The following is a 20,861-nucleotide window of genomic DNA, read 5'->3' as shown; positions in this document are numbered from 1 at the left end:
ATTAAATACAACTTTCTAAGCAGAACCATTATTTTGTAAATTTACATTTATTTATCAGTTTAAAAAATCAAAATCCCCGAAACGTGAGAAAAATCTTTACAATTTTATCAGCAGGCTTGTCTTTAATAGTCAATGCTCAGACAGAGCTGGTTTTTGTTTTCTTCAAAGATAAACCGAACAAAACATCATTCTATTCTAATCCCTTATCTGAACTTACACAAAAATCTCTCGACAGGAGAACCAAACTTGGAATTTCATTGACAGATCAGGATGCTCCGATAGAACAGACATACATTCAGAATATTAAAGATCTTGGCTTTACAGTCACCGATTATTCAAAATGGCTGAATGGTGTTGCTGTGAATGCTACTACCGCACAGATTCAAACGCTATCTCAACAAACATACGTTGACCATGTGGAAAGCTTTGTTAAAAATCCGAGTGGTGGAATCAGAAAAGAAAAAATTGAAAAGTTCAAGGAGTTCAGTAACCGAGATGCATTGACAACTTTCAATTACGGCGGCGGTCTGAACCAGATCAACCAGATCAATGTTCGTGCACTCCATGTTGCCGGTTTCACAGGAGCTGGGATGACCATCGCAGTTATCGATACTGGTTTTCCCTCTGTAGATACTGGAAATGCTTATAAAAGACTTCGTGACAATGGACAAATCAAAGGTGGTTACAATTTCATCAGTAAAAATTCAGATATCTACAACACTGCTCTTAACACGCATGGCTCTGTTTGTATGGGAGCAATCGGTGGATATTTAGACGGACAATTCGTGGGAACTGCTCCAGATGCAGATTTCTATCTTTATGCTTCGGAAGATGGCGCTAATGAAGTTCCTGAGGAGGAACTTTACTGGATAGAAGCTGCTGAAGAAGCTGACAGAAAAGGCGTAGATATAATTTCTACTTCATTAGGATATACAGATTTTGACGACAGTAGATATGATTACACTTATGCTGATATGAATGGAAAAACATCTTTCATCGCAAGAGGTGCACAAATCGCTGCTGAAAAGGGAATCTTTTTAACTGTTTCTGCCGGCAATAGTGGCGCAAGTGCTTGGCATTACTTAGGAACTCCTGCCGATAATGAAAAAGTTTTCACAATTGGAGCCGTTACAAGTCAAGGAAACGTTTCCAGTTTTTCTTCTTTTGGGCCAAATTCCGCAGGTGTGATAAAACCAGACGGAAGCGCAAGAGGAACCGACACTTATACGGTTTATGGGAGTCAAGTTACCCAAGCTAGCGGAACTTCTCTTTCCAATCCTGTGGCAGCTGGTGGTGTTGCCTGTCTTTTACAAGCTTTACCTGTAGGTACACCATTAGAAGAAATAAAAACAAAATTGAGGCAAAATGCATCCCTCTATCCAAACCCAACTTCGCAAATGGGCTACGGAATTCTGAATTTTTATAAAACTTATCAATCCTATCTTGGAGTGAATGATGTAAATAAAATTCAAACCAAAATCTACCCAAACCCTGCAAAAGACATTATCAATATTACTTCCGATAAAAAAATCAGCTCTGTTGAAGTTTATGATTATCTGGGCAGACTGATCAAAACAGAATTTTCTAATAAGATCAATATTTCCCAACTTGTAAAAGGAAATTATCTTTTAAAAATCAAGACAGATTCAGGGGACTCTATAGAGAAATTCATTAAAGAATAAAATAAAAACGCTGAGATTTTCTTAGCGTTTTTTATTTATAATCATCAGTAAGTTTTCGTCATATCATTCGGAATCACAAGATTGAATTCTGTTGGAACAAAATCTTTTTCAGGTAAAGACAATTCAGATTTTTCCGATTCGAAAACGGAAATCACTGTGATTTTCAGGTTTGGATTTTTTCTTTTTCAGATACCAATAGATTCCGCCATATTGTTTGCTATGATAATCGCCATTGTAATGGATAAAAGTCTTTCCGGACTGCAGATTTTGAAAAATTGATTCTGCCATTGTAGCGTCTTTTATGGCTTGGGCTGAGATGAAATTCATTAATTTTATTTCGTCAACGTGGTCGCCCATTAGAAATTTCATTTCTTTGTAACCTGGCGTCTCCAAAGTTACTTCTATCGGTAATTTCGCTATATATTTTTTTTCAGCTTCTGGCAATTCATTTAAACTATTGATGCCGTTTTTGGAAGTTTGAGAAGCATATTTTCTTGGAACATTCGTTGCGATGAAATTCAGTTTTTTGTCTTTAGCAAAATCAACCAAAGGCCTGTAATCGGTTTCGTAATTTTTCCAAAGCCTTACAGAATCTTTCAGATTTTTAGCATCGATTTTTCCTGCTAAATAAGAATTTAAAGCTTGCTGATTATCTCTTTCAAACATCTCTGCCCCTAAAATAATCTGTCCTTTTTTCTTTTCAAAAAGAGCTTTAGTAATTCTTTTTTCCAACCAATGATTGATAGAATTATCGTGATGTTCACCAATGAAAACAACATCAAAATCTGCCAATTCTTTGATTAAATCTTTTGAAGAAATCTCTTTAGATTTCTTATTATAAAATTTAAAAGCATTAAAACTTTGAGCATTTATATTACTTAAACTTATTATCGCAATTAATAGAATTAACTTTCTCATATCCAAATAAATAAAAAAGTCGTTCTAAAGTCAATTATAACTTCAAAACGACTAGATTAATAATAATTATATTCTAATTTTAAAGACCTGCAACCAAGTCTTTCCACTCTTGAAGTTCAGGATTGCCCGGCTTTCTTTTCCCAAAGAATTGAACGATAAATTCACCGTCTTTGTTAAAGACTTCCACTGAAGTTACCTCGCCGTCTTCCGTTGGTTTTTTCGTAATCCAAGTTTCTCCAATCTTAGTTGTATCAAGATGTAAATTGAAATCTGGATCCATTACATTGAACCATTGCTGATGCCAAAGCGTCTTTTTTACTTCGCCTGTATGAATCTGAATAATACCTCTGTTTCCAACGAAAACCATTATTGGAATCTGTTTTTCAGAAGCATCTTCCAATACATTCACAACCTTAGAATTATCGATTTTTTGAGCGAAACCTTCTGGTGCTAATCTTAAAGCCTGCGTTCTGCTAACTCCGAATTTTTTGGTCATCATAAAGAAATCATGTGTGTCTTTCAAGTCTTTCCAAGCTTGTTGGAAACAAGCCACATCAATCTCAGAATCTGCTTTTTCTGTAGGTTTTGGAGCGATTGGTTCTGTTACGATTTCTGCAGACTGCTCGTTAGCTTTATATTTTTCTGTTAAAGCATCAAATTCTGCTTCATTGCTTTTGTTTGTTAAATAGATTTTATGAAGAGCTAACCCATCTTTTCCGAAGAATTGGAAGCTTTTCCTATCGCCTTCAACCACAGAAAACCCGAATTTCCAAGAATTGATAAAGATTCTCAAATCGATGTCTTCTCCAACGAAAACCTGCCCGTGAGGATTGCTGAAATCCGGATTCAAATAAATACCTTTTCTCTCGTGTACACATTCGTCATTTCTTGTCAAAGCCATTACTTTCCCCAACTTTTCAATTTCTTGAAGAAGTGCTGAAAAGTCTGAATTTAAAACTGTAGTTCCATTTCCAACATTAGTCAACAAAAGTTCGGCTTCGCTTACGCCTAATTGTTCTGCTGCATTTCTTATTCTAAGGTGTGGATTTTCTGCTTTCAGAGCTTCCCATTTTTCTTTTAAATCGTTTGTTATTGTACTCATATTGATTTGTTTTTTGATTAATTATTGATAATATTTTTAACACAAAGCGCACAAAGTTTTTTTTTAAAACTAGCTGTTGTAAGGCTCACGCTTTCGCTTATATAAGTTGAAATTATTTTTTGATTGTTAAAACTTTGTATTCTCTTTTTACAGGTTCGCCTGTTTTGCTCAAGATAAACTCTTCTTTGTCGGAGCGAATCACTCTTTTGAATTTGGTTTGCGCTACCAATTCTTCCACATCTTCGTAAATATATAATTTGAAGTCTGATGTAAAAGGTAATGTTTTCATAAAGTCCTTTTTCGCAAACGTTAGAACGAAACTTCCATTCTTTTCAAGAACTCTATAAACCTCGTTGAAGAATTCTACAGGATTTTCCCAGAAATAAATCGTGTTGACACTCATTACTTTATCAAACGTTTCATTTTCAAAAGGAATTTTGTTTCCGTCGTATAAATGAAATTCTGCTTGAGAAAGATATTTTGAGTTAATACTTTCGGCTTCGGATTTCATTGTTTCAGAAATTTCTAAACCTGTATATTGAATGTTTTCTGCAAAATCCAAAAGATAAGAAAGATGCCCTGCATTACCGTGACCGAGTTCCAAAACCTTATCATTATCAACTAAATGCAAAGCTTTGATGGTTTCCTTGGTCATAGAAATATTGGTTTCATTCATCATTTTTGCGACCTCTTTTCCAATATCTCCTTCGGGATTTGCTAGGTTTTTTGCTAATATTTTGAGTTCTTGTTCTGTCATTTTTTAGTTTTTATTATAACAGAGAATCTTACGCAGCCCGACCTGAGTGGAGCTCATCCGCTGAAGGCGGATAGCGGGAACGGAGGGCGGATTAAGCTGCCATAATTAATCTCTTTGTAAGCTTTTTAACCAAATAAAATCATTGTACTGTCGTTGACCGGATGTTTGCAAATGGTACATGGAAAGTTGTAAGCACGACTGATTTTCTCTTCCGTAAAAACCTCTTCCGGAGCACCGTAAGCTAAAACCTCACCTTTTTCCATCAACAGAATTTTGTCTGCGAAACCGGCAGCTAAATTCAAATCGTGTAAAACAACGACTGCAGTGTTATTATTTTGAGTAAATTTTTTAATTAATTCTAATGTATTGTGTTGGTGTTTGATGTCCAGATTATTGAGTGGCTCGTCCAAAAATAAAAGCCTGTGCGCAATCTCGTTATCCAACTGAGACAGAACTCTCGCCAAATGAACCCTCTGCTTTTCACCTCCGGAAAGCGAGTTGTAATCTCTTTCTCGAAAATGAATAATCTCAGTTTCCACCATAGCAATTTCCGTCGATTTTATATCTTCCAAAGTCGGCTGAGAACCGAAGTATGGATAACGCCCCATCATCACAACATCCTTGACCAAAAGCGGGATATCTTGAGCGTTATGCTGAGAAAACTTGGCTTTGTGCTTTGATAATTCTTCGAGTTTCCAATCGTAAATTATTTTGTCTTTGAAGAATATCTCCTGCTTTTTATCGGTTTTTATTTCTTTAGCCAAGACATTTAATAAGCTTGATTTTCCTGCTCCGTTTGGGCCAACAATTGCCAAGAATTCGCCGTAACCGACATTGACATCAACACTTTTTAAGATGCTGACATTCTGACTCTGATAATTTATCTTATGTCCTCTTATCATCTTAGTGTGTTTTTATATTTGATTAAAATCGTAATGAAAATCGGACCTCCAATCAATGATGTTAAAATCCCGATTGGTAATTCCGAAGGCGCAACGATTGTTCGGCTGATTGTATCCGCAAGCAATAACAATATGCTTCCACAAATTGCTGATAGTGGCAAAATGAAATGATAATCCGAACGGAATAACAATCTCAAAATGTAAGGTACAATAAGTCCCACAAAACCGATTGTACCCGAAAATGCGACACACGTTCCTATCATTAATGAAGTTATCAATACGATTTGTTTTTTCAAAGTCTCGACATTGATTCCCAAATGCTGTGCGTCTTTTTCTCCCAATAACATTGCGTTCAAGGCCTTTCCTTTTGGTAATATGATAGTGTAAGAAAACAATAAGACAATTGATAAAATAATGTTTCTTGTCCAAGTTGCACCAGCTAAACTCCCTAGATTCCAGAATGTTAAGTCTCTAAGTTGTTCGTCCTTAGAAATGTAAATCAAGAATCCTGTGATCGAAAAACCAATAGATGTAATAGCAACTCCGGAAAGCAGCATCATCACTACATTTGTTTTTCCTGCGCTTGTTGAAATTCTGTAAACGCTGACCATTGCTAAAAAAGCACCTACAAATGCAGAAACGCCGACTAAGGAATTTCTTATGATTTCCGGAAGATATTGTTCAAAAGTATGTCCGAGAACGATTGCAATTGCAGCTAACAATGTAGCTCCAGATGTTAAACCAATGGATTCGCCGGTTGCTAAAGGATTTTTGAACATCCCTTGCAACGTAGTTCCTGAAACTGCTAACATACTTCCTATTAAAACTGCCATTATTATTCGAGAAGTTCTGACTTCCCAAATCACGTATTTTTCACTTAATGATAATGAAGTATCACTAGTTAAAAACTTCCATAACACTTCGTAAGAAGAGGAATTACCAAAATCGTAAACTCCAATATTTAAAGCTAAAACCATCATCAGTATTAATAAAATAATACCGATGATGGCGTAAAATGTAAGACTTTTTGATTTCAAATTAATAAGACTTAGAGAATCAAGATGAAAGAATCAAGACTTAATTCTGTTATTTATTAAACTTTTCTTAGGTTCCAGAAATGGAAGAAAAGTTACTTCAAAGATTCGATTAATAATTTGTTTAAGCTTAATGCTGCTTCGCCAACTCTTGGTCCGAAAGATGATAATAATCCACCATCAAGTGCAATCACTTTCTTGTTTTTACCCGCATTGGTTTGAGGAACTCCAGGCATTTTAAGAGCACCTTCTATTCCGCCAGAGCCTTGTAATCCGCTTGTGAAGAACAGTAATACATCAGGATTGGATTGGACAACTGCTTCCGGTGTCAAAGGTTTGAAATCCTCGAAATCGTTAGCAGCATTTTCTCCGCCAGCAATCTCAATAATGCTTGCCATTGGCGTGTTTTTCCCACCAACCATCATCATATTTCCTCTTGCGTAGATGAAAAGGACTTTCGGTTTCTTAGCTATTGGCTGGATTTGTTTTACATCCGCATCGATTTTATTTAATAATGCCTGCTGATTTGTATTGCCTAAAGCTTTCGCCACTTGGTCAATCAATTTCTTAGTTCCATCAATTGAAAACTCTTGTTTAAATAACTCAGTTTGGATTTTAGAGGCTTTTATTTTTTCTAATAAATCAGGATTAATGTCTTTATCAGAAGCTAAAATCAAAGTTGGGTTAAGCTTCATAATTGGTTCGATGGTCATAGAACGAACGTGACCCAGTTCTTCTGCGGTAGATTTCAAACTTTCAGGATAAGTGCTTGTAACATCAATTCCAACAATTTCTTTTCCGTGGCCGAGAGCTGCTACAATCTCTGTTACACCACCACTGATGCTTACTATTTTTTGATTAGAAACTGGAGCTTCTGTTTTTGTTTCTTCGGGTTTAGCAACTTTAGAATCTTCTTTTTTGCAAGAAAAACCCGCTAAAAGCAGTGCTGAAAGAACAGCTATTCTGATATTTTTCATAGGTTTATTTTGGTTTGATTAAAGTGGTTTGTATTCGAATTGAGGGTAGCCACGAACACCTTCTGTACTTGTCATTCTTGTGAACCTGATTTTGAAATAGTAGCCCTCTGCATCGCGAACAACATAGAAACGGTCTCCATAAGTTTCCAAACCATTCGTACCTACAGGATTTCTCCAATTGGCACCAATAGCGCGTTGGTCATTTGTTATAAACTTTGATATATCAATATCATTTTTAGTGAAATTATTATACGCTTCCGCTCCTGTTGTTGGTGCTGTTACTTTTACTTCGTAAGCTGCAACTCCACCTAATATATTACTTAGTACGAAATCTGCATAAATGTATGTTCCTGCACCTGTAATCACATTTGTAAATACCGTGAAGCAAAGGTCCCAGCTGTGTTTTCCCGGTTGAATGAGTAATTCATTATTATTCTTCAAGCTAAAAAAATTGAAATTATAATCAGAATTTTTGGTTATAATATATTCTTGATGATTCGTCTCATTTAAAGTTGCATACTTTACTTTATATCCATTTCCATTTCTAACAACTTGAATTTTCATCCAACCTCTATCTTCTCCTCCTGTTGCGACCGATCCTATCGGAACATCGCCAGCATAAATATTTTTTCCCATATTTATAAGATAAATAGCATTATCAGCGTCATTGACTGCAATTTCAGATATTGCTGTGTATCCTGTAGCATATTCTCCTGTAACTGTATCGATGTAATTAACATTATTTGGATCAAAGTTCGCAACTTGGACTTGAGTTTTCAATACTGTAACATCAGATTCATTAACAGCATCAATATTTGTTGCATTTGGAATTTTTGCTGCAGCCATCATTATAGAGCTATTGAGTACAACCTTAAACTGACTCCCATTGTAAAAGCCTAAATCCCAATCCGTTCTATTATTAATAGTTTCTGTACCTGAACTAAGATCAAACCAAACTTGGTTTGGTTGTGTTGCACCTCCTACATTTGGACTTATAACATCTCCAACACCACTTATAGGAATAGGGTCTTCGTTATCATTTATACATGATTGAAATAAAAGACCAGAAATTATTGACATATATAATAATAACTTTTTCATATTCTATGTTCTTAAAAATTATAGTTTAAACGAGTAAAATAGCTTCTACCGTAAAACAAGTTTTGATTAGAAGCTGCAGAATTATGAGCACCCGCAGATAATGTAGTATTTGTAATAGTTGTCACATCAAATATATTCTTGATTCCTAATGCAACTTCAAAATGATTATTGAAAAATGGCTGGCTTACTGTAAAATTCATCATATTATAATCCTGTACATCTCCCAGAACATATTGTCCCGAATCAGCCACCGTAGGTCCTGGTTGATACACAAAAGCTTTTCTTTTGCCTGTATATTTGTAATACAAGGCAAATAATGTTTTGAGAGAAGAAAGTCTGTAATTGACAGCTGCATTTACTTCTGTATAATAATTAAAATCATTGGAAGATTCTATTGAACCGGTATTCAATTCTTGGGAAACACCCATCAAAGATACCCCCGTGTTGAATGAAAAATTATTTTTTTTAATATCTAAACCACCTCCGAATAGTAAAGATCTATAATTGTCAACATTAAGATAAGTAACTTTATTACCACCAAGATTTATATTTTCTATTCTGTCAGCCACATCTAAATATAAGCCACTTAATCCTATATTATAATTCCAGTTACCGGAAGATTTGATTTGATAATCCCAAAATAATCCTACAGAATATCCTGTTTCGGGAGTAAGATTTTCATTCCCTCTCAAATCATGGTTATTATCTACAAAATAAGAGTAAAGTTCTTCATAGGTCGGGAATCTATTTGCAGAACCAAAAATCCCCCTTAAGTTAGAATTCTCATTAAAGCTATACTTACCAGTTAATGAATAGTTGAATTGACTGTCAAACTTATCACTCAAGGCCAAACGGACTCCTGGTCTGAAAGATAATTTGTCTGTTGTTTTCCATTCTGCTGAAAGGAAATTAGCATAATTAAAGATTACCCGGTTTACATTTCCCCCTTCTGGATTATTATTTTGGTCGGGAAAAGTTGATTGATCAGCAAAACCTTTAGTTCTATCCAGCTCATATCCAATCTGAAAATTGAATTTGTCACTATTAAGAAAATTACTGAACATCCCTCTGGAGTACAATAATTCTGATTTGTAAAAAGTTTCCTTTGCATCCTTAGAAAAAACAATTCTATTAGGAACATCATATTGATAATCTTGGGATTGTCGCTCTTGTATCTGATAAGAAAAATCTCCGGAGTAATTAATCCTTGAACCTATTTGAGTCAGGATATTAAACTGATGAATCCATCTTCTCGTAAAATAATCAATATCTTTTGCCAAAAAAGTTTGGTTGCCATTGCCAAGATATTCAGGCAAAACCTGTGAGTCACGATAATTAATCGTTTCATTCAAGAAATTAACTTTATAAAACAATGATGTTTTATTCTTTGAGTATCTTATGGCTGCATTAGCAACAATCATGTCTTTTGGTTGCCATTCGTAACCTCGTAATTTATCATTACCTTCTGAGAAATATTTATACCCTTTCAGACTACCTTTAAAACCTTGAAAATCATTATGATTAATATCGGCAGTAATTTGCCAGTTATCATTAATTCTATATCCAAGATTTAAATTCTGAACATGTCTTCCATTTCCTTTTTTATAGAGGTCATAATCTTTTCCAACAGTTTCTTCTTGTAGAGAAATATTAGCAGTAACCTTTCTACCATAATTCTTTTTAGTAATAATATTGATAACACCCGCCACAGCATTGTTTCCATACTCTACTCCCATTGAACCCTTTACGATTTCAATACGTTCAATATTATTAACATTAATTTTTGTCAAATCTACCAGATTTCCCATCCCCTCATCGCTAACGACAGGAATATTATCTATAAGAATTTTGGTATAGGCACCGCTTAAACCCATAATATTAGCTTCAGAATTACCCGAGCTGCGGGAATTTAAAACTAAAATATTTAGATTTTGATTGAGAACTTCGGCAACATTGGTCACTGCCATATTTTTGATCTGTTCAGCTGAGATAACCTCTACCTTATAGATAGATTTATTAATAGATTGAGGCGTATACTGCCCCGTGATTATGACTTCTTCAATATTTTTTTGATTAAGAGTATCTTTCTGTGCATATGCCAAATTCAAAATTGTTATAGACAGAAGGCTCATCGTTCGTTTCTTCATTGAAAAAAAATTTTTGCGAAGATAAGATTTTATTTAGAATCATTAAAAATAAATTCGTATTTTTGTAGAATAATTCTAAATAACAATAAAATCTGAATAAAACCTATGAAAGCAAAACTACTTTTAGCCGCATCCTTATTTGCAGTAGTTGCACAAGCACAATTATCAGCAATCAACGAAGATTTCAACAATTTTACAGCTGGTAATACAACTTTTCCTCAAAACGGATGGTCCGCCATTTTACCAACGGGACCGTTTCCTCCGCAACCTATGATGATTGTTGTTGCTGCAGATGCCACCAACAAAGTTATTCAAGCTTATCCCGGAAGCAGTTCGAATCAACCATTATATCTGGTAACTCCTCAGATAGTTGCTCCAGCCGGAGACAAGGCCATCTCTTTTGACACAGGATTGGTAGCTTCTTCACCTGGTACTACAACAGTTCAGGTTGGTGTGGCATCCAGCCCTACTGATATGACAACCTTCGTTGCCGTAGGAGACCCAATACAAATTACAAGCACAACTATTCAAAATGTAAAGGTGAATGTCCCTTTGTCTACAGGAACTTACCTGGTTATAAGACATACGCCGACTGCTGCACATACTGCTTTACAAATTGATAATGTAAAATATGATACGAATTTAGCAGTTAACGAAAGTGCTTTCAGCTCAAGCAATGTGAAACTTGCCGTATCTGTGGACAACTCAACATTGAGATTTATATCTCCTTTCGCTCTTTCAAAGACAAAAATCTATTCTGCAGCCGGGCAATTGACCACAGAAGGCAAAATCAATGACAATAGTTTTGACATCCGTGGATTGAGAACAGGCGTTTACTTCGTAGTTATCGAGAACAAAGATGGACAAACTCTAAAATCTAAATTCATCAAGAAATAATAGCCGGACATCTTCCCAAATTATATCCTAGCCTTTTAATAAAACTTTAAAAGGCTTTTTTATGCTTCAAGACAAAAAGAAGAAAAATATGATTTTTATCAACTCATTAAATATTTTAATTTTTAATAATTCTAAATAAAAATTAATTGTTAGTTTTGTAGAATCATTCTAAATAATAAAATTAAACTATTTTATAATATGAAAACAAAACTATTTTTTGCAGCGGCACTTTCTCTTTCGGTTAGCCAAACTGTATTATCCCAAACAGATGAATTAGGTTATACTCAGGTAGAGCTTACAACAGGGCCTAATTACTCAAACAGAGTATTCTTTGATCTTTCAGCCAATAATATCGTTTCTCAACCAGCCAACACCTGGGATGTAGCTTTTTATAGAAACAGTACTTTTGGGTTTGGGTCAAGGATAAATGATGCACAGAATATAGAAACCTACCAAGCTTCCAGCAATCCGGCCGATTGGGATAATATCGACATTGCAAACATCGGTTCATGGGGAGAACCTTTATATAACCCTGACCAAACAAATTCAATAGAAGAAGGTGCTTTTGAGCAAGGTTCTGCAACATACGGCTGGGGAGAATATAATGGCGGGACCCATCACATTGATGGAAAAGTGATATTTGTATTGAAATATCTTGGAACCAATCCTTCTTATGTGAAATTTATGATCACAGATTATTTCGGAGGATACACTTTCAAATATTCCAAATGGAACGGAACTTCTTGGGATGCGACAGAAACAAGAACGATAGCCAACGGAACAGATGATGCTTTCTTCAACTATTTTTCTTTTACAACAGGAGCTAAAGTAGATAACCTGGAGCCGGCAAAAGCCAACTGGGACCTGATGTTCACAAGATATTTTACCTTCTATAACAATATTTTGATGTACAGATTATCCGGAGTTATCCAATCTCCAAATATTAGTGTTGCCTACGTGAGACCGGAAACCCAGGCAACTTCTGTCAACAATGCGCCTGCTGAAGCTTCTTTTTCAAAAAACATCACTACAATTGGACATTCCTGGAAGCCGACAACTGGCGTATATACAGATGTAGTTTATTATATCAAAGAAGGAAGCAACTATTATAGATTGTATTTCACTTCTAACGGTGGTGCTACGACTGGCAACATGTATTTCAAATACAAAAATGTAACAAACGAATTGGCTGTAGCGGATTTTGGTAAAAAAGGAACTTTCGGAATCTATCCAAATCCGACTAAAGAAGACAAAAAAGTCAACATCTTATTTGATGTGAAAGAAGCAGCTTCTAAAAATGGAAACATCGAAGTATTCGACTTCTCAGGAAAAAAAGTATATGAAACGTCTATCATAAACAAGTCTGGCTTCTCTACACAAGAGGTTGACCTCAATAAGCTTTCCACAGGAACTTATTTGGTAAAGATCACTTATGGAGGACAGACGGAAACCAAAAAGCTTATTGTAAAGTAAGCCATATTTTCAGATTTTATTCTTTATAAGAGCCACCTACGGGTGGTTTTTCCGTTTCTTGTAGTTTGGTAAAATAATGAGTAAATTTGTATAAATAATTCCAATCAAAGTGAATTCCCTCATCAATAAAAAAGTAAAGTTCCAAGACCTTGGTATCAAAGACTATCAGCCAGCTTGGGACTATCAGGAAGAATTACTCAAACAAAATCTCGATATCAAAATTCATAACCGGGAAGATCCTGAGGATTTGAAAACGACCGAAAACCATTTACTTTTTGTAGAACATCCGCACGTTTATACACTTGGAAAAAGTGGTCACGAGGAAAATCTTTTGGCCAATGAAAATAAGCTTAAGGAAATCGAAGCAACTTACGTCAAAGTAAATCGTGGTGGCGATATTACCTATCACGGATTTGGACAGATTGTTGGCTACCCTATTTTAGATCTGGAAAATTTCTACACAGATATCCATCGTTATATGCGGGATCTGGAAGAAGTCATCATCCGAACAATTGCAGAATATGGCTTAAAAGGCGAACGTTCTCCTGGAGAAACGGGTGTTTGGTTTGATGTCGGAAAGCCTTACGCAAGAAAGATTTGCGCGATGGGCGTAAAAGCTTCTCGTTGGGTCACAATCCACGGATTTGCTCTGAATGTCAATACAGATATGCGCTACTTTGAATATATAATCCCTTGCGGAATCACTGATAAACAAGTCACTTCTATGAAACGTGAACTTGAAAGGGAAGTAGATTTTGAAGAAGTCAAACAAAAGATCAAAAAACACTTTGCAGATGTTTTTGGCTGCGAATTAGCTTAAAAAATTATAGATTTTAGATGATAAATTTTAAATTGCATTAATCTAAAATCTATAATTCATAATTTAAAATCTCAATTACATCGTCATTCCAATATCGATTCCTTTGATCTTTCTGTAAAGGTCGGTTGCAAAATTATCGGTCATTCCGGAAACAAAATCAATAACACCTAGAACTTTTTGATAATCCGTCCCATCTTCGTAAAAGAATTGTTTCGGAAGAAGTTTCAAAGCTTTATTATCATAAGATTTTCTCTCGCCAGGCGACTTTAAAATAGATGGAATGAAATGATCAAGCAACTCGTACATCACATTATAACCGGCATTTTCTATTTCCACAACAGCTTTATGGTTATATATCCTTTCAATCGAAAAGCTTTCTATGTCCTGTAATGTTTTATTTTCAAATCTATAAATATCGAGAAGTCCTTTATCCAGATTTCCATCCAAAATTGTATTAAAATTACTTTTATAAAACTCTACAGATTTATTGATCAAAGCATTGATGACCTTAGCTCGCAGATAAGAGATCTGTTCATTCTCATTACCAATAGAATTCAGTTTACGTTCTACTCTATCAATATCATCTGTCTCGGATTTGATCAATTCAAAAAAGAGATTTTTACAATCAGCAGTTGAGACGATGCCCAATCTGTGCGCATCTTCCATATCGATAATGTTATAACAAATATCGTCCGCGGCTTCTACCAGCCAAACAAACGGATGTCTTTTGAAAATATAAGGATTCTCGTTTTCCTGAATCATGGAGGTTCCTTTGGCAATATCAAGAAAAATATCTTTCTCATTCTGAAAAAAACCGAATTTCTTACGATGGATGATTCCTTTCTTTTTAGCAATCGCTTCACAAGGATATTTTGCAATACTTGCCAAAGTTGCAAAGGTCAATTGGATTCCGCCTGCATCTTTTCCTTGTTGCTGTTGGGCTAAAACTCTTATAGCATTGGCATTACCTTCAAAATTCACCAGATCGGCCCATTCTTTTTCATTGAATTTTGATTTCAAATCTCTCTCATTTCTGTCAAAATAACTGGCAATCGCATCTTCTCCGGAATGTCCGAAAGCAGGATTTCCAACATCATGACAAAGACAAGCTGCTGCAATAACATTACTGAGATTATGAAGATAAAAACTTTTAGAATCCTCAGTCAGATCACTTTCATAATTATCATGGATGAATTCTCCAATCACACTTCCCAAACTCCTTCCGACGGAAGAAACTTCCAAAGAATGGGTCAAACGATTGTGTACAAAGACACTTCCCGGAAGTGGAAAAACCTGAGTCTTGTTCTGCAGCCTTCTGAATGCCGAAGAGAAAATAATCCTATCAAAATCCCTCTGGAAATCGGTTCTGGAAGCTTTAGTATGCGGATTATTTCCTGTACGTTGATTGGTAAAAATTGAATTCAAATCCATAATGGATTCAAAAATAAGGCATATTTTGTTTTTAAAGGAACAATATTTGATTTTTCCTGAAAAAATTTTGCAATGCCAGAAGGTCCTGTAATAGTTCTGATGAAAGAAGATATCCAGAAATTTGTTGGAGAAAAAGTTATTGCTGTTGGCGGATCAGAAATAGAAGAAAAAATACTTCTTGGAAAATCACTGAAAGAAATCAGACTTTATGGCAAACAAACCTATCTTGTCTTTGATGAGATCAATGTTAGGATCCATTTGTTGATGTTCGGCTCCTATGAAATTGATGAACAGACAAAGCCTGATAGCAATCTTCGTTTAGGATTAAGTTTTAAAAATGGTAAAGCATTCTTTTACACTTGTTCGGTAAAACTTTTGCCATACGATTTTATGAAAACCATTGATTGGGAAGCGGATGTGATGAGTGACATCTGGAATTCTGAAAAAGCTAAGAATAAACTGATATCCAATCCCAAAATGATGGTTTGTGACGCATTGATGAATCAGGATATTTTCTCGGGAGTCGGTAATATTATCAAGAATGAAGCTCTTTTCAGAATTGCCGTCCAACCAGAAAGTCTTCTTGGAAATCTTCCTTCTGAAAAACTCGATGACTTGATTGCAGAAGCTAGAAATTTCAGTTTTGATTTTTATAAATGGAAACGCTCAGGTGTACTAAGAAAGAAATTTCAAGTATATGAACAAAAGAATTGTCCATTCTGCGGAAAACCTTTAACAAAGAAAATTACCGGAAAATCTAAACGTGCAAGTTTTTTTTGTGAAACTGACCAAAAATTGTATTGAAACCAAAACATACGTCTCAAAAAGGTTTTGTATTGCTCAAAGATTTGATTTGAATATTATTTTCCCTATCATTGGCAAAATTTAATTTTATGAAGAAAAAATACTTTTTATTTTTATCACTATTTTCATCATTAATATTTGCCCAACAAACTATTTCCTTTGAAGCTTCGGAAGGTTATGTGACTGGAAATATCAACGGACAAAATGGATGGGAAGTTACACTTAACAGTGATGATGAGCCAATCAACAATCAGGTAATAACTACTGAAAAAGCGTCAGAAGGAACTCAGTCCATAAAAATAGATGTTGATTTAGACGAAAACTTTCTTTTCTTCCCCATCTTTGGTGCGGCAAAATTGTTTGATAATGCGTACGATTATAAGAATACCACAATAGAAATGGATGTACTTATTACAGAAAAAGAAGCATCCAATTTTGATTTTGGGATCTTTGGTGTTGTTGATACCGATGAGTGTATGCCTGTTTCTATTTTCGCTTTTAATTCTTTAGGTGTTTTAGAAGTCGTGAAAAATGAAGATTATCAGTACGAAAGTACCAATTTCAACTGGGAAGCCAACAGATGGTATAAACTGAAATCTGTCACTTCTGAAAATGAAATCAAATTCTATGTTGATGGTGCCTTAGTTCATACTATACCAAACTTCTCCAAAACCAATATTATAGGAATTAATCTTCTTCATGACAATTTTTCAGGTGGTGCTTATATTGACAATATCAAAATCAATGATGAAGTAATGGCTGTTACTGATGTTAAAAAAGACAATATCAAACTTTATCCAAATCCTGTAAAAGATCTTCTGAAAATCAATATTCCAAACAACGAAAACATCAGCGAGGTCAGCATTTATAATGTTGCAGGACAAAAGGTAAAAACCTTATCCAATCAAAGTGAGATCAATGTAGAAAGTTTGTCAAAAGGTGTTTATCTAATTGATATCAAAACAGATAAAAACAAAACTTACAATTCGAAATTCATCAAACAATAAAATTGAAGATCCTGCCGATAAAGCAGGATTTTTTATTTAATTTTAATCAAAATATTATTCTGATGAAAAGCATCATAAATCCGGAAACTTTGAACTTCCTTTCCACACTCGAAATCAATAACAATCGAGATTGGTTCAATGAAAATAAAAACCTTTATTTGAAGGCCAAAGAAAATGTCGAAAATGTTGTCAACGAAATTATTTCCGGCATTTCCGAGTTTGATAAAAGTGTGGAAAGATTAGAAGCTAAAAACTGTATTTTCAGGATCTACAAAGACACCAGATTTTCCAAAGATAAAACACCTTACAAAACCAATATCGGAGCCTCTCTTGTAGAAAAAGGTCCGAAAACACTCAACAGTGCGGGTTATTATGTTCATATAGAACCTGGCAAATCATTCCTTGCTGGCGGTGTTTATATGACCGAAACAAAAAACCTGAAAGCTATCCGAGAAAAAATCAGTTCCGAAAGTGAAGACTTCTTAAAAATCATCAATAAAAAATCATTTAAAGATGACCTCGAATTACGAGGAGACAGACTGGTGAAAGTTCCTCAGAGTTTTGGTAAGGAAGACCCGATGGGTGATTATCTGAAATTCAAACAGTTTACGGTTTTTCATGCTTTATCGGATGAAGATGTTCTTGATGAAAATTTTGTGAAGAATACTATTAAAATCTTTAAAGAAATCTATCCTTTTAATGAGTTTTTGAATGAGGCTATAGAGAAATAATTAACAAGTTATTTTTCATATACTCTGTTATACCTAAACATATGTTCAAAAAAATAATTTTTGTTCTCTTTTTTCTTTTTATTTTAAATTCCTGTGCTGTCCAGCAAAAAACGTGGTCTGAGAATGATTGGTACGCCTACACCAAGACAAGTTCCGAAAAACAGGAACCAACCAAAGTTTATGAATTTTCTGATGGGATCATAAGAATGCATGGCGAAAACATTGGCTATCTGATGTCGAAAAAAAGTTATTCTAATTTCGAACTGACCTTGGACTACCGATGGAACTTAGATGAGAAATACAAATCAAAAGGCAAAATGAACAGTGGTGTTATGTACAACATTCCCACAAATTCTCCCGACAAAGTTTGGCCAAAAGGCATTCAGTTTCAGATTAAGGAAAATACGACCGGAGATTTTATTTTTCTGGATCAGGTAACTGCAAAAGTCAATGGAAAACAAGTTGAGGCCGGAGCAAGTGTCACTTCTCCTAAATTCTCGGAGAATGAAAAACCTTACGGCGAATGGAACTCTATTATTATCAAATCTGTTGATGGAAAAATCACACAATTCCTTAATGGAAAACTTGTCAACGAAGCAACGGAAGCTACTTCTACCGAGGGCAGAATTTCTTTGAACTATGAAGGTTCTGCTATAGATTTTAAGAATATAAGGTTGAAACAAATCTCGAAATAGTAAAATCTTAATTTTCTGTTTACAAAAATGAATTGGAACAATGATATTACCAAATTATCAGGAATCGACTACCCTATTATACAAGTGCCAATGTTTGGTGTTCTCCTTCATCAACAATCAGACAATTCTGACTCAGAATTAAAACTCAAAAATATCTTTAATTTTAATAAATGAATTTTTACTATCCCGACAGTGCAGGATGATCAGTAAATCCAATTAATTTAAATTGCGATAGATCAATGTCAAAATTTAAAATAATGAATTTAATAAATCATACGATAAAAATTCTCGCTTTCACAACATTGAGTTCCGGAATATTATTGGTTTCTGCACAATCAAAAGTGACAACCAAAACAGAAACTTCAAAATCCCAATCAGGAAAAGTTGTTCCTACAAATCTGAATTGGTCAGAAAGAATGCTCCTCTCAGAGATGCATCGTTTTCCAGAAGCTTGGATGCTGGACTTCAGCAAGAGTCCAAAATGGACCTATCCTTCTGCCATTGTTTTAGACGGCGCAGAGAAACTATACGAAAAAACCGGCAAGAAAGAATACTATAATTACATCAGTGGTTTCGGAGAAAAGTTAATTAATGAAGATGGAACCATTCAGACATATGAGCTGGAAAAGTATAATATCGATATGTTGAATAGCGGAAACGTATTGCTTTATCTTTACGAAAAAGAGAAAAAAGAAAAGTACCTGAAAGCGCTTCAGGCTCTACGTTTACAAATCGACGGACAACCCAGAACCAAAGAAGGTTCGTTCTGGCATAAAAAAATATATCCATACCAGGTTTGGCTGGACGGACTCTATATGGGAATGCCTTTTTACACGCACTATACAAGAGATTTTACCAAAGGAAAAGATGCTGAGAAAGCGTATGACGATATCGTTTTTCAATTTGATTCGGTTCAGAAAAACCTTTTGGACAAAAAAACAGGATTGCTTTATCACGCTTGGGACGAGAGCAAAGAGCAAGCTTGGGCAGATAAACAAACAGGACTTTCTCCTAATTTTTGGGGTAGAGCAATGGGTTGGTACGGAATGGCAATGGTTGATGTTTTGGATTCCTTGCCAAAAGACCATCCTGGAAGAGCAAGAATCATTTCCTATATCAAATCTTACGCTGATGCAATCATAAAAGTTCAGGATAAAAAATCTGGACTTTGGTATCAGGTTTTGGATAAGCCTTTGGAAAATGGTAATTATGAGGAAGCAAGCGCTTCAGCAATGTTTGTTTATACCATTATCAAATCTGTGAACGAAGGCTATTTGCCACAACCTTATAAAGCTCCTGCTAAAAAAGGTTACGATGGAATTATCAAAAATTTAATTACTGTTGACGAAAATGGTGTTGTCAATCTCAATAAATGTTGTGCTGTTGCAGGTTTAGGCGGAAAACCTTATAGAGACGGTTCTTACGAATATTACGTCAATGAAAAAATCCGTTCCAATGACGGGAAAGGAACAGGGCCTTTTATTTTGGCAAGTTTAGAATTCGAGAAATAAACTATAATTATTTAAATTAGGGCAGCTTTTCCGTCTTCCACTCCCGCTTTTTTGTTCCGCTTTGCTTCACAAAAAGAGCTCCGTTCAAGCCGGGCTGCGTGCGATTCAATGTTAAACAATTTCAAAATGAATAAAAAACTTTCAATCCTATTTCTGTTTCTGTCATTAATGATTTGGGCTCAGAAACCGACATTATTTTTAATTGGTGATTCAACAATGTCCAACAAAGACAATCCTGAAAAAAATCCCGAACACGGCTGGGGACAAGTTTTACCTCAGTTTTTCACAACCGGAATCGAAATCCAAAATCACGCAATGAATGGTAGAAGCTCGAAAAGTTTCAGAACGGAAGGTCGTTGGGACAAGGTGGAGAAGCAGCTCAAAAAGGGAGATTTTGTTATCATTCAATTTGGGCATAACGACCAAAAACTGAAAGATTCTACAAAATTTACCAATCCTTACACACAATACAGAGCCAATCTGGAAAGATATGTGACTGAAACCAGAACCAAAGGTGCAACTCCGATTCTGATGACCTCAATCACAAGAAGAAATTTCAATGAGAATGGAGTTTTAATTGATACACACAAAGAATATCCTTTGGTGGTAAGATTAGTTGCGGATGCTATGAAAGTTCCTTTCGTTGATATGCAATTATTGACTGAGCAAATGGAAATTTCTGCAGGTCCTGAAAAATCAAAATTACTCCATCTTCATTTCAAAGCAGGCGAAAATCCTTATTATGACAAAGACAAAGCAGATGACACGCACTTGTCTAAGTTAGGCGCAAACACAGTTGCAAAGCTTGCTGTCAACGCTCTGAAAACTTTAAATACTGGATTAGAAAAATACATCAAATAACTCATTATCAT

19 protein-coding genes are annotated in these 20,861 nt (G+C 35.0%); 10 read left to right on the top strand and 9 right to left on the bottom strand.

Annotated features, from left to right (window positions below; all coding sequences use genetic code 11):
• Positions 1-83: 83 nt before the first annotated feature.
• Entirely contained in the window at positions 84-1,682 is a 1,599-nt protein-coding gene (locus RTX21_RS04505; RefSeq protein ID WP_312765611.1) for a S8/S53 family peptidase, read from the top strand.
• A 123-nt stretch (positions 1,683-1,805) separates the two neighbouring features.
• Here the strand turns inward: RTX21_RS04505 and RTX21_RS04500 are convergent, their stop codons facing one another.
• The 8 genes from RTX21_RS04500 to RTX21_RS04465 all read right to left on the bottom strand — a co-directional run bounded on the left by RTX21_RS04500 (position 1,806) and on the right by RTX21_RS04465 (position 10,620).
• Positions 1,806-2,600: a ChaN family lipoprotein gene (locus tag RTX21_RS04500; RefSeq protein WP_312765609.1), complete on the bottom strand. Its 795-nt coding sequence runs from the start codon at positions 2,598-2,600 to the stop codon at positions 1,806-1,808.
• Positions 2,601-2,679: 79 nt separating this feature from the next.
• Positions 2,680-3,702, bottom strand: coding sequence for a ChuX/HutX family heme-like substrate-binding protein (locus tag RTX21_RS04495; protein WP_312765607.1), 1,023 nt, complete (start codon positions 3,700-3,702; stop codon positions 2,680-2,682).
• Between the two features lie 112 nt (positions 3,703-3,814).
• Positions 3,815-4,459: a class I SAM-dependent methyltransferase gene (locus tag RTX21_RS04490; RefSeq protein ID WP_312765605.1), complete on the bottom strand. Its 645-nt coding sequence runs from the start codon at positions 4,457-4,459 to the stop codon at positions 3,815-3,817.
• A gap of 125 nt (positions 4,460-4,584) precedes the next feature.
• On the bottom strand, positions 4,585-5,361 hold the full coding sequence (locus tag RTX21_RS04485; protein ID WP_312765604.1) for a heme ABC transporter ATP-binding protein: 777 nt from the start codon (positions 5,359-5,361) through the stop codon (positions 4,585-4,587).
• Positions 5,358-6,398 (bottom strand): iron ABC transporter permease, encoded by a 1,041-nt coding sequence (locus tag RTX21_RS04480; protein WP_312765603.1) that lies wholly within the window; start codon positions 6,396-6,398, stop codon positions 5,358-5,360. Before RTX21_RS04480 ends, RTX21_RS04485 begins: the two co-directional genes overlap by 4 nt.
• A 92-nt stretch (positions 6,399-6,490) precedes the next feature.
• Complete coding sequence (locus RTX21_RS04475) at positions 6,491-7,372, bottom strand: ABC transporter substrate-binding protein (protein WP_312765602.1); 882 nt, start codon at positions 7,370-7,372, stop codon at positions 6,491-6,493.
• An 18-nt stretch (positions 7,373-7,390) separates the two neighbouring features.
• Positions 7,391-8,473, bottom strand: a complete 1,083-nt coding sequence (locus tag RTX21_RS04470; protein WP_312765600.1) for an HmuY family protein — start codon at positions 8,471-8,473, stop codon at positions 7,391-7,393.
• 11 nt (positions 8,474-8,484) lie between these two features.
• Positions 8,485-10,620, bottom strand: coding sequence for a TonB-dependent receptor domain-containing protein (locus RTX21_RS04465; RefSeq protein ID WP_312765598.1), 2,136 nt, complete (start codon positions 10,618-10,620; stop codon positions 8,485-8,487).
• Positions 10,621-10,725: 105 nt separating this feature from the next.
• On the opposite strand from RTX21_RS04465, the gene RTX21_RS04460 reads away from it, so the two are divergent.
• The 3 genes from RTX21_RS04460 (at position 10,726) to lipB (ending at position 13,810) form a co-directional block, all read left to right on the top strand.
• Positions 10,726-11,517: a T9SS type A sorting domain-containing protein gene (locus RTX21_RS04460; RefSeq protein ID WP_312765596.1), complete on the top strand. Its 792-nt coding sequence runs from the start codon at positions 10,726-10,728 to the stop codon at positions 11,515-11,517.
• Positions 11,518-11,715: 198 nt separating this feature from the next.
• A complete protein-coding gene (locus RTX21_RS04455) occupies positions 11,716-12,990 on the top strand; it encodes a T9SS type A sorting domain-containing protein (RefSeq protein ID WP_312765594.1) in 1,275 nt (424 codons plus the stop codon).
• A 109-nt stretch (positions 12,991-13,099) separates the two neighbouring features.
• Complete coding sequence (gene lipB, locus RTX21_RS04450) at positions 13,100-13,810, top strand: lipoyl(octanoyl) transferase LipB (RefSeq protein ID WP_312765592.1); 711 nt, start codon at positions 13,100-13,102, stop codon at positions 13,808-13,810.
• Between the two features lie 75 nt (positions 13,811-13,885).
• Here the strand turns inward: lipB and dgt are convergent, their stop codons facing one another.
• Positions 13,886-15,241, bottom strand: a complete 1,356-nt coding sequence (dgt, locus tag RTX21_RS04445) for a dGTP triphosphohydrolase (protein ID WP_312765590.1) — start codon at positions 15,239-15,241, stop codon at positions 13,886-13,888.
• 72 nt (positions 15,242-15,313) lie between these two features.
• Between dgt and RTX21_RS04440 the strand changes: the two genes are divergently transcribed.
• The 6 genes from RTX21_RS04440 (at position 15,314) to RTX21_RS04415 (ending at position 20,850) form a co-directional block, all read left to right on the top strand.
• Entirely contained in the window at positions 15,314-16,045 is a 732-nt protein-coding gene (locus RTX21_RS04440) for a DNA-formamidopyrimidine glycosylase family protein (protein WP_312765588.1), read from the top strand.
• A gap of 89 nt (positions 16,046-16,134) precedes the next feature.
• Positions 16,135-17,052 (top strand): T9SS type A sorting domain-containing protein, encoded by a 918-nt coding sequence (locus RTX21_RS04435; RefSeq protein WP_312765586.1) that lies wholly within the window; start codon positions 16,135-16,137, stop codon positions 17,050-17,052.
• A gap of 62 nt (positions 17,053-17,114) precedes the next feature.
• The gene (locus RTX21_RS04430; protein WP_312765584.1) at positions 17,115-17,783 is read left to right on the top strand and encodes a DUF2461 domain-containing protein; all 669 of its coding nucleotides are present in this window, start codon (positions 17,115-17,117) and stop codon (positions 17,781-17,783) included.
• A gap of 41 nt (positions 17,784-17,824) precedes the next feature.
• Positions 17,825-18,478 (top strand): DUF1080 domain-containing protein, encoded by a 654-nt coding sequence (locus RTX21_RS04425; protein WP_312765582.1) that lies wholly within the window; start codon positions 17,825-17,827, stop codon positions 18,476-18,478.
• Positions 18,479-18,735: 257 nt separating this feature from the next.
• Positions 18,736-19,989: a glycoside hydrolase family 88 protein gene (locus RTX21_RS04420; RefSeq protein WP_312765581.1), complete on the top strand. Its 1,254-nt coding sequence runs from the start codon at positions 18,736-18,738 to the stop codon at positions 19,987-19,989.
• Positions 19,990-20,115: 126 nt separating this feature from the next.
• Complete coding sequence (locus tag RTX21_RS04415) at positions 20,116-20,850, top strand: rhamnogalacturonan acetylesterase (protein ID WP_312765579.1); 735 nt, start codon at positions 20,116-20,118, stop codon at positions 20,848-20,850.
• The last annotated feature ends 11 nt before the right edge of the window (positions 20,851-20,861 follow it).

The organism is Epilithonimonas sp., assembly GCF_032054305.1.
In the GTDB taxonomy this organism is placed as follows: Bacteria; Bacteroidota; Bacteroidia; order Flavobacteriales; family Weeksellaceae; genus Epilithonimonas.
Note: the sequence above shows the minus strand (reverse complement) of the source record. Positions and strands in the feature narration are given on the sequence as shown.

What these genes read in the sequence shown, in the direction of transcription:
- RTX21_RS04455 (WP_312765594.1), top strand. Translation starts at nt 11,716, where the DNA reads ATGAAAACAAAACTATTTTTTGCAGCGGCACTTTCTCTTTCGGTTAGC.
- RTX21_RS04430 (WP_312765584.1), top strand. Translation starts at nt 17,115, where the DNA reads ATGAAAAGCATCATAAATCCGGAAACTTTGAACTTCCTTTCCACACTC.
- RTX21_RS04475 (WP_312765602.1), bottom strand. Translation starts at nt 7,372, where the DNA reads ATGAAAAATATCAGAATAGCTGTTCTTTCAGCACTGCTTTTAGCGGGT.
- RTX21_RS04435 (WP_312765586.1), top strand. Translation starts at nt 16,135, where the DNA reads ATGAAGAAAAAATACTTTTTATTTTTATCACTATTTTCATCATTAATA.
- RTX21_RS04460 (WP_312765596.1), top strand. Translation starts at nt 10,726, where the DNA reads ATGAAAGCAAAACTACTTTTAGCCGCATCCTTATTTGCAGTAGTTGCA.
- RTX21_RS04495 (WP_312765607.1), bottom strand. Translation starts at nt 3,702, where the DNA reads ATGAGTACAATAACAAACGATTTAAAAGAAAAATGGGAAGCTCTGAAA.
- RTX21_RS04420 (WP_312765581.1), top strand. Translation starts at nt 18,736, where the DNA reads ATGAATTTAATAAATCATACGATAAAAATTCTCGCTTTCACAACATTG.
- RTX21_RS04470 (WP_312765600.1), bottom strand. Translation starts at nt 8,473, where the DNA reads ATGAAAAAGTTATTATTATATATGTCAATAATTTCTGGTCTTTTATTT.
- RTX21_RS04500 (WP_312765609.1), bottom strand. Translation starts at nt 2,600, where the DNA reads ATGAGAAAGTTAATTCTATTAATTGCGATAATAAGTTTAAGTAATATA.
- RTX21_RS04415 (WP_312765579.1), top strand. Translation starts at nt 20,116, where the DNA reads ATGAATAAAAAACTTTCAATCCTATTTCTGTTTCTGTCATTAATGATT.
- dgt (WP_312765590.1), bottom strand. Translation starts at nt 15,241, where the DNA reads ATGGATTTGAATTCAATTTTTACCAATCAACGTACAGGAAATAATCCG.
- RTX21_RS04490 (WP_312765605.1), bottom strand. Translation starts at nt 4,459, where the DNA reads ATGACAGAACAAGAACTCAAAATATTAGCAAAAAACCTAGCAAATCCC.
- RTX21_RS04425 (WP_312765582.1), top strand. Translation starts at nt 17,825, where the DNA reads ATGTTCAAAAAAATAATTTTTGTTCTCTTTTTTCTTTTTATTTTAAAT.
- RTX21_RS04485 (WP_312765604.1), bottom strand. Translation starts at nt 5,361, where the DNA reads ATGATAAGAGGACATAAGATAAATTATCAGAGTCAGAATGTCAGCATC.
- RTX21_RS04465 (WP_312765598.1), bottom strand. Translation starts at nt 10,620, where the DNA reads ATGAAGAAACGAACGATGAGCCTTCTGTCTATAACAATTTTGAATTTG.
- RTX21_RS04440 (WP_312765588.1), top strand. Translation starts at nt 15,314, where the DNA reads ATGCCAGAAGGTCCTGTAATAGTTCTGATGAAAGAAGATATCCAGAAA.